At 73.2% G+C, this 7,042-nt stretch carries 5 protein-coding genes; 2 read left to right on the top strand and 3 right to left on the bottom strand.

All coding sequences use genetic code 11. The annotated features are described in order from the left end of the window. Positions 1–38: 38 nt before the first annotated feature. From ABZ914_RS43180 to metH, 3 genes are all read right to left on the bottom strand, one after another. Positions 39–479 (bottom strand): hypothetical protein, encoded by a 441-nt coding sequence (locus ABZ914_RS43180; RefSeq protein ID WP_500200568.1) that lies wholly within the window; start codon positions 477–479, stop codon positions 39–41. A 299-nt stretch (positions 480–778) separates the two neighbouring features. Next, positions 779–1,441, bottom strand: a complete 663-nt coding sequence (locus ABZ914_RS43175) for an HAD family hydrolase (protein ID WP_190857214.1) — start codon at positions 1,439–1,441, stop codon at positions 779–781. Positions 1,442–1,526: 85 nt separating this feature from the next. After that, positions 1,527–5,003, bottom strand: coding sequence for a methionine synthase (gene metH, locus ABZ914_RS43170; protein ID WP_500200567.1), 3,477 nt, complete (start codon positions 5,001–5,003; stop codon positions 1,527–1,529). 192 nt (positions 5,004–5,195) lie between these two features. Here metH and ABZ914_RS43165 point away from each other — a divergent pair, with 192 nt between their 5' ends. Next, a complete protein-coding gene (locus ABZ914_RS43165; protein WP_387018134.1) occupies positions 5,196–5,654 on the top strand; it encodes a universal stress protein in 459 nt (152 codons plus the stop codon). Positions 5,655–5,833: 179 nt separating this feature from the next. Continuing rightward, positions 5,834–6,676, top strand: coding sequence for a PAC2 family protein (locus tag ABZ914_RS43160; RefSeq protein WP_208268080.1), 843 nt, complete (start codon positions 5,834–5,836; stop codon positions 6,674–6,676). The last annotated feature ends 366 nt before the right edge of the window (positions 6,677–7,042 follow it).

The following is a 7,042-nucleotide window of genomic DNA, read 5'->3' as shown; positions in this document are numbered from 1 at the left end:
ACGTCCCGGCCCGCCGCCGGACCCGCCGGGACCGGGCGTCAGGAGATGCCGCGGTCGCGCAGGATCTTCTCGATCTCCGCCATCTCCGGGTCGCCGGACGGCTGCGCGCCGCCCACCTCGCCCCGGGGCTTGCCGCCGCGCCCGGCCGCCTTCGGCTCGCCCTTGCCGCGCGCCGCGGCCTTCCCGCCGCCGCCGTCGCCGGATTCGCCGCCCGCCCGGCGGCTCAGCATCGCGCCCGAGGTCAGGTAGAGCAGGACGGCCAGCCCCGCCACCCCGACCCCGGCCCACTTCACCGGGCTGAACGCCAGGTCGACGAAGAACTCGGTCACCCCGGTCATCGCGGCGGCCAGCGGCACCAGCGACAGCGCGGCGCCGCGCATCCCCGACGCCGCCCCGCGGCGCCGGTAGACCCCCCAGCTGATGACCAGCCCGACCAGGGTCACCCCGAGGCTGATCAGATCGATCGCCGTGTCGCTCATGTCGGCCCCTCACTCCGTACGGTGCTGCTCTGCGGGCGCTGCTCCCTCCATCGTCACACGTCCGGGCCCCGATTCCGCTCCTCCCGGCGGACGGTTTGCGGACATTCCAGTCTCCTCCTCCGGCGTGATCCGTCCCCTAGGGACCGCCGCCCGGGGTCGCGGCCGCCCCCTGCCCCCACCGGGGCACGCGCCCGCAGGCCAGAGCAGGGCCGTGCCCGGGCGTCGCCGTAAAAGATCAACGTCGCGCAACGGTTGGACGTCGAACCGGTCGACGGGGCCCGTCCCGGGAGCGCCGGACCTCATCCGACCAGCGAGAACAGCCGTTCCAGGGTCACCTCGCGCAGCGACGCGGCCACGGTGCGTCCGGGCGCCGGCGGGATCGGCAGGACGCTCGGCACCGCGACCGTCACGCAGCCCGCCGCCTCCCCCGCGGCGACCCCGTTCGGGGAGTCCTCCAGCACGACGCAGCGGCCCGGGACCGCGCCCAGGCGGGCCACCGCGGTCAGGTACGGCTCCGGGTCGGGCTTGGTGCGCGCGACCTCGTCGCCGGCGACGCTGAGCGCGAAGAACCCGCGGCCGACCGCGTCCAGCACCGGATCGATCAGCCGCCGGTGGCTGGAGGACACCAGCGCCGCGGTGACGCCCGCGTCCTTCAGCTCCACCAGCAGCTCCTTGGCGCCCGGCATCAGCGGCACGCTCTCGCTCAGCCGCTCGTGCATGCCGTCCAGCATCCGCCGCCCCACCTCCTCGGGCGGGACGTCCGCGCCGGTCAGCCGCAGCATGTAGTCGACCGCGACGCCGAGGGACCCGCCCACCAGCGCCCGCTGGTGCTCCTCGCCCCACTCGCCGCCGAGCCACGCGACCACCTGCGACTCGACCTCCAGCCACACCCGCTCGGAGTCGACCAGCAGCCCGTCCATGTCGAACAGCACGGCCTGAAGGCCCCCGTGACCGTCCCCCAAATCGTCCTTCCCTTCCTCGTCGCCGACGGCGCGCGTCCCGCGCGCCGTGTGCCGTGTGCCGTGTGCGGCCGTGCGGCGTGCGCCGTCACGTGTTGAAGTACTTGGCCTCCGGGTGGTGGACGACCAGCGCGTCCGCCGACTGCTCGGGCGCCAGTTGCAGCTCCTCCGACAGCGTCACCCCGATGCGGCCCGGGTCCAGCAGCCCGACGAGCTTGGTACGGTCCTCCAGGTCGGGGCAGGCCGCGTAGCCGAAGGAGAACCGGGCGCCGCGGTAGCCGAGCTTGAAGAAGTCCTCGATGTCGGCGGAGTCCTCGCCGCCGAAGCCGAGCTCGGCGCGGATCCGGGCGTGCCAGTACTCCATCAGCGCCTCGGTGAGCTGCACCGACAGCCCGTGCAGCTCGAGGTAGTCGCGGTAGGCGTTCTTGGCGAACAGCTCCGCGGTCGCCTCGGCGATCCGCGGGCCCATCGTGACGAGCTGCAGCGCGACCACGTCGGTCTCGCCCGACTCGCGGGGCCGGAAGAAGTCGGACAGGCACAGGTGCCGGTCGCGGCGCTGGCGCGGGAACGTGAACCGCTCCCGCTCCGACCCGTCCTCGTTGAGGACGACCAGGTCGTCGCCCTCCGACACGGCCGGAAAGTAGCCGTACACGACTCCGGCCTCGATCAGGCCCTCGGTCTGGACACGGTCCAGCCACATCCGCAGCCGGGGCCGCCCCTCGGTCTCCACCAGCTCCTCGTAGGTGGAGCCGTCCCCGCCGCGCGACGGCTTGAGGCCCCACTGGCCCATGAAGGTAGCGCGCTCGTCGAGGCAGGCGGCGTAGTCGGCGAGGGCGAGGCCCTTGACGACCCGGGTGCCCCAGAACGGCGGCTCGGGGACCCGGTTGCCGGTGGCGACGTCGGAGCGGGCGGGCATGTCCTGCGGCTCGGTGACGTCGAGGGTCGCGCCGCGCCGCACCCGGCGCTCGCGCAGCGGCGGCAGGCTCGCGCCCTCCTCGCCGCGCTTGACGGCCATGAACGCGTCCATCAGCCGCAGCCCCTCGAACGCGTCGCGGGCGTAGCGGACCTCGCCGTCGTACAGCGCGGCGAGGTCCTGCTCGACGTAGGCGCGGGTGAGGGCGGCGCCGCCCAGCAGCACCGGCCACTCCCCCGCCAGGCCGCGGGCGTTCAGCTCCTCGAGGTTCTCCTTCATGACCACGGTGGACTTCACCAGCAGCCCGGACATGCCGATCACGTCGGCGCGGTGCTCGCGGGCGGCCTCCAGGATCGCCGACACCGGCTGCTTGATGCCGATGTTGACGACGTCGTAGCCGTTGTTGGACAGGATGATGTCGACGAGGTTCTTGCCGATGTCGTGGACGTCGCCCTTGACGGTGGCGAGCACGATCCGGCCCTTGCCGCCGTCCTCGGACCTCTGCATGTGCGGTTCGAGGCGCGCGACGGCGGTCTTCATCACCTCGGCGGACTGCAGCACGAACGGCAGCTGCATCTGCCCGGACCCGAACAGCTCGCCGACCGTCTTCATGCCGTCCAGCAGCACGTCGTTGACGATCTCCAGGGCGGGGCGCTGCGCCAGCGCCTCGGCCAGGTCGGCGTCCAGGCCGTCGAGCTCGCCGTCGACGATCCGGCGCTTCAGCCGCTCCCACAGCGGCAGCGCCAGCAGCTCCGCGGCCCGGTCGGCCTTCAGCGCGGCGGTGTCGACGCCCTCGAACAGCTGCATGAACGCGTGCAGCGGGTCGTAGCCGCCGGAGCGGCGGTCGTAGATCAGGTCGAGGGCGACCTTGCGCTGTTCCTCGGGGACGCGCGCCATCGGCAGGATCTTCGACGCGTGCACGATCGCCGAGTCGAGGCCGGCGTCCACGCACTCGTGCATGAACACCGAGTTCAGCACGGCCCGCGCCGCCGGGTTCAGGCCGAACGACACGTTCGACAGCCCGAGGGTGGTCTGCACGTCGGGATGGCGGCGCTTCAGCTCGCGGATCGCCTCGATCGTCTCCAGCGCGTCGCGGCGCGACTCCTCCTGGCCGGTGCCGATGGTGAAGGTGAGGCAGTCGACGACGACGTCCTGGACGCGCATCCCCCAGCGGCCGGTCAGCTCGGCGATCATCCGGGAGGCGATCGCGACCTTGCGGGCGGCGGTGCGGGCCTGGCCCTCCTCGTCGATGCACATCACCACGACGGCGGCGCCGTGCTCGCGGACGACCGGCATCAGCCGGCGCAGCTTGGAGCCCTCTCCGTCGCCGTCCTCGAAGCTGACGGAGTTGACGACGGCGCGGCCGCCGAGCATCTCCAGCCCCGCCTCGATCACCGGGACCTCGGTGGAGTCCAGCACGATCGGCGGCGTCGCGGCGGTGGCGAGCCGGAACGCCAGCTCCTTCATGTCGGCGACGCCGTCGCGGCCGACGTAGTCGACGCACAGGTCCAGCAGGTGGGCGCCGTCGCGGGCCTGGTCGCGGGCGATCTTCACGCAGTCGTCCCAGCGGCGCTCCAGCATCGCCTCCCGGAACGCCCTGGATCCGTTGGCGTTGGTCCGCTCCCCGATCGCCAGGTAGGAGGTGTCCTGCCGGAACGGGACGTGCTGGTAGAGCGACGAGGCGCCCGGCTCGGGACGGGGTCGCCGCTCGGCGACCTCCCGCCCGCGGACCCGCTCGACGACCAGCCGCAGGTGCTCGGGCGTGGTGCCGCAGCAGCCGCCGACGAGCGACAGCCCGTAGTCGCGGGTGAAGGCGTCGTGCGCGGCGGCCAGCTGCTCGGGGGTGAGCGGGTAGCGGGCTCCGTCGGCGGTCAGCTCCGGCAGCCCGGCGTTCGGCATGCACGACAGCCCGATGCGGGCGTGCCGGGCGAGGTAGCGCAGGTGCTCGCTCATCTCGGCGGGGCCGGTGGCGCAGTTCAGGCCGATGAGGTCGAGGCCGAGCGGCTCCAGGGCGGTCAGCGCGGCGCCGATCTCCGAGCCCATCAGCATGGCGCCGTTCTGCTCGATCGTCACCTGCCCGATCAGGACCGTGTCGGTGCCGGCGGCGGCGATGGCGCGGCGGGCGCCGATCAGCGCGGCCTTGGCCTGCAGGAGGTCCTGGCAGGTCTCCACCAGCACCGCGTCGGCGCCGCCCGCGAGCAGTCCCTCGACGTTGCGCCGGTAGGCGTCGCGGAGCTCGGCGAACGGGACGTGCCCGAGGGTGGGCAGCTTGGTGCCGGGGCCGACCGACCCGATCACCCAGCGGGGCCGGTCCGGCGCGGCGAACGCGTCGGCGGCCTCGCGGGCGATCCGGGCGCCCGCCTCCGCCAGCTCGAAGATCCGGTCGGTGATGCCGTACTCGCCGAGGTTGCCGAGGTTGGCGCCGAAGGTGTTGGTCTCGACGCAGTCGACGCCCGCCGCGAGGTACGCCTCGTGCACCGAGCGGACGATGTCGGGCCGGGTGACGTTGAGGATCTCGTTGCAGCCCTCGTGGCCCTGGAAGTCCTCCAGGGTGGGGCCGGCGTCCTGGAGCATCGTCCCCATGCCCCCGTCGGCCACGACGACGCGCTCCTTCAGGGCCTGACGCAGGGAATGCGGAACGGGAGTGCTCATGGGGTCCCAGACTATCCGCGGGTCTCCGGCGCCCTCCGATCCGTCCACATGGCGGAACGGCCCTCCAAGGCGCCGAGAGGCGCGGGAACGCGGTGCCCCGCGGAACTGGACGGGCCGTGCAAGAAGACGGTGACGGATGGGTCACCCGACCGATAACGTGCCCCCAGTTACTACCAACGGGTAAGGAACGGCATGAGCGCGTACCGCATCATCCTCGTCGGCACCGACGGCTCGGACTCCTCGTTCCGCGCGGTCGACCGGGCCGCGCAGCTGGCCGCCGCGACCGGCGCCACCCTGCTGCTCGCCTCCGCCTACAGCCCGATGCCCGAGCGCGAGCGCGCCAGCGCCGCCGACCGGCTCGGCGACCTGGCCTACAAGGTGCAGGGCTCCACCCCCGCCGACGACGCGCTGCGCGCGGCGCGCGAGCGGGCCGTGGCGGCGGGCGCCCGGGACATCCAGCAGGAGTCCGTCGAGGGCGACGCCGTCGACGTCATCAGCCGCCTCGCCAAGGAGCGCGGCGCCGAGCTGGTCGTGATCGGGAACCGGGGCCTCAACAGCCTCGCCGGCCGCATCCTCGGCTCCGTCCCGGCGAACCTGTCGCACCGGTCCCCCTGCGACGTGCTGATCGTGCACACGACCGACGGCAAGTGATCCGATCGTGACCTCCGTTCCGCCGCGGGCGTACAGCGCGGGGGTCTGGCGGCGGAACGGTGGGGTAGGTCACTGTCAGGACGTAGGCTGACAGCCACCGATCATGAGCGGGGCCCCCGACCCCGGGAATGAGACCCCCGCCGGTGACGCTGTACCCAGGCGTCGGAAGGAGGCAGCGCGTGATCGAGCTGGAGAGCGTGCCGGAGCTCGTCGAACCGGTGCTCGTGGCCGCCTTTGAGGGATGGAACGACGCCGGGGAGGCCGCGAGCGGGGTCATCCAGCACCTGGAGTCCAGCTGGGACGCGGTACCGATCGCCGAACTCGACCCCGACGACTACTACGACTTCCAGGTCACCCGCCCGATCGTGGAGATGGTCGACGGGGAGACCCGCGACATCACCTGGCCCACCACCCGCGTGTCGTGGGCGCGGCTCCCCAACGGCAAGGACGTCGTGCTGATCCACGGCATCGAGCCGAACATGCGGTGGCGGTCGTTCTGCCGCGAGCTGGTCGGGCTGATGCTGGAGCTGGACGTGCGCAACGTGGTGCTGCTCGGCGCGCTGCTCGCCGACGCGCCGCACACCCGCCCCGTGCCGGTCACCGGCGCCGCGTCCGAGGCCGGGCTGGTCAGCACCCTGCACCTCGAGCCCGCCCGCTACCAGGGCCCCACCGGGATCCTCGGGGTGCTGCAGGACGCCTGCGCCAAGGCCGACCTGGACACCGTGTCGTTGTGGGCGGCCGTCCCGCACTACGTCGCGCAGCCGCCGTCGCCGAAGGCGACGCTGGCGCTGCTGCGCCGCGTCGAGGACCTGCTGGACGTCACCGTCCCGCTGGGCGAGCTGCCCGAGGAGGCGCGGGCCTGGGAGAACGGCGTCAACGAGCTCGCCGAGGAGGACTCCGAGGTCGCCGAGTACGTGCGCACGCTGGAGGAGCAGAAGGACGCCACCGAGCTGCCCGAGGCGAGCGGCGACGCGATCGCCCGCGAGTTCGAGCGGTACCTGCGGCGCCGCGACCCCGGCTGACCGGGGGCCGGTCAGTCCTCCGGCTCGTCCGGGCGCTTGACCGACGCGAACACGATCAGTGCGACGAGGACGCCGGGCAGCATCAGCATGACCAGTTCCATGCGCATGCGGCGGACTCTACCCGGCTACACTCGTGGTGTTCAGCGACCCGCCGGTGATGGCCCGCGCACGCCGACAAGTGCGCCCACCATGAGCGTCAGCGATGTGAGGGGCGGCGCCCCCCGGAGGCGGTGACCCGCCCCGCCCGGCCGCCCGCGATCCGCGTGCGGACCCCCCGCGAGCTGCGGCGGCAGCGCCGCGGCCGCCGCCATTCCTGCTGGGACCACCTGATCGCCGCGCCGCTGTGGCCGCTGCACGGCGCGAACC

Origin of the sequence: Spirillospora sp. NPDC046719 (genome assembly GCF_040645715.1) — a bacterium.
GTDB lineage: Bacteria > Actinomycetota > Actinomycetes > Streptosporangiales > Streptosporangiaceae > Spirillospora.
Note: the sequence above shows the minus strand (reverse complement) of the source record. Positions and strands in the feature narration are given on the sequence as shown.

Excerpts from the sequence above, each read along its gene's own strand:
- ABZ914_RS43165 (WP_387018134.1), top strand. The coding sequence starts at position 5,196 with ATGAGCGCGTACCGCATCATCCTCGTCGGCACCGACGGCTCGGACTCC.
- metH (WP_500200567.1), bottom strand. The coding sequence starts at position 5,003 with ATGAGCACTCCCGTTCCGCATTCCCTGCGTCAGGCCCTGAAGGAGCGC.
- ABZ914_RS43180 (WP_500200568.1), bottom strand. The coding sequence starts at position 479 with ATGAGCGACACGGCGATCGATCTGATCAGCCTCGGGGTGACCCTGGTC.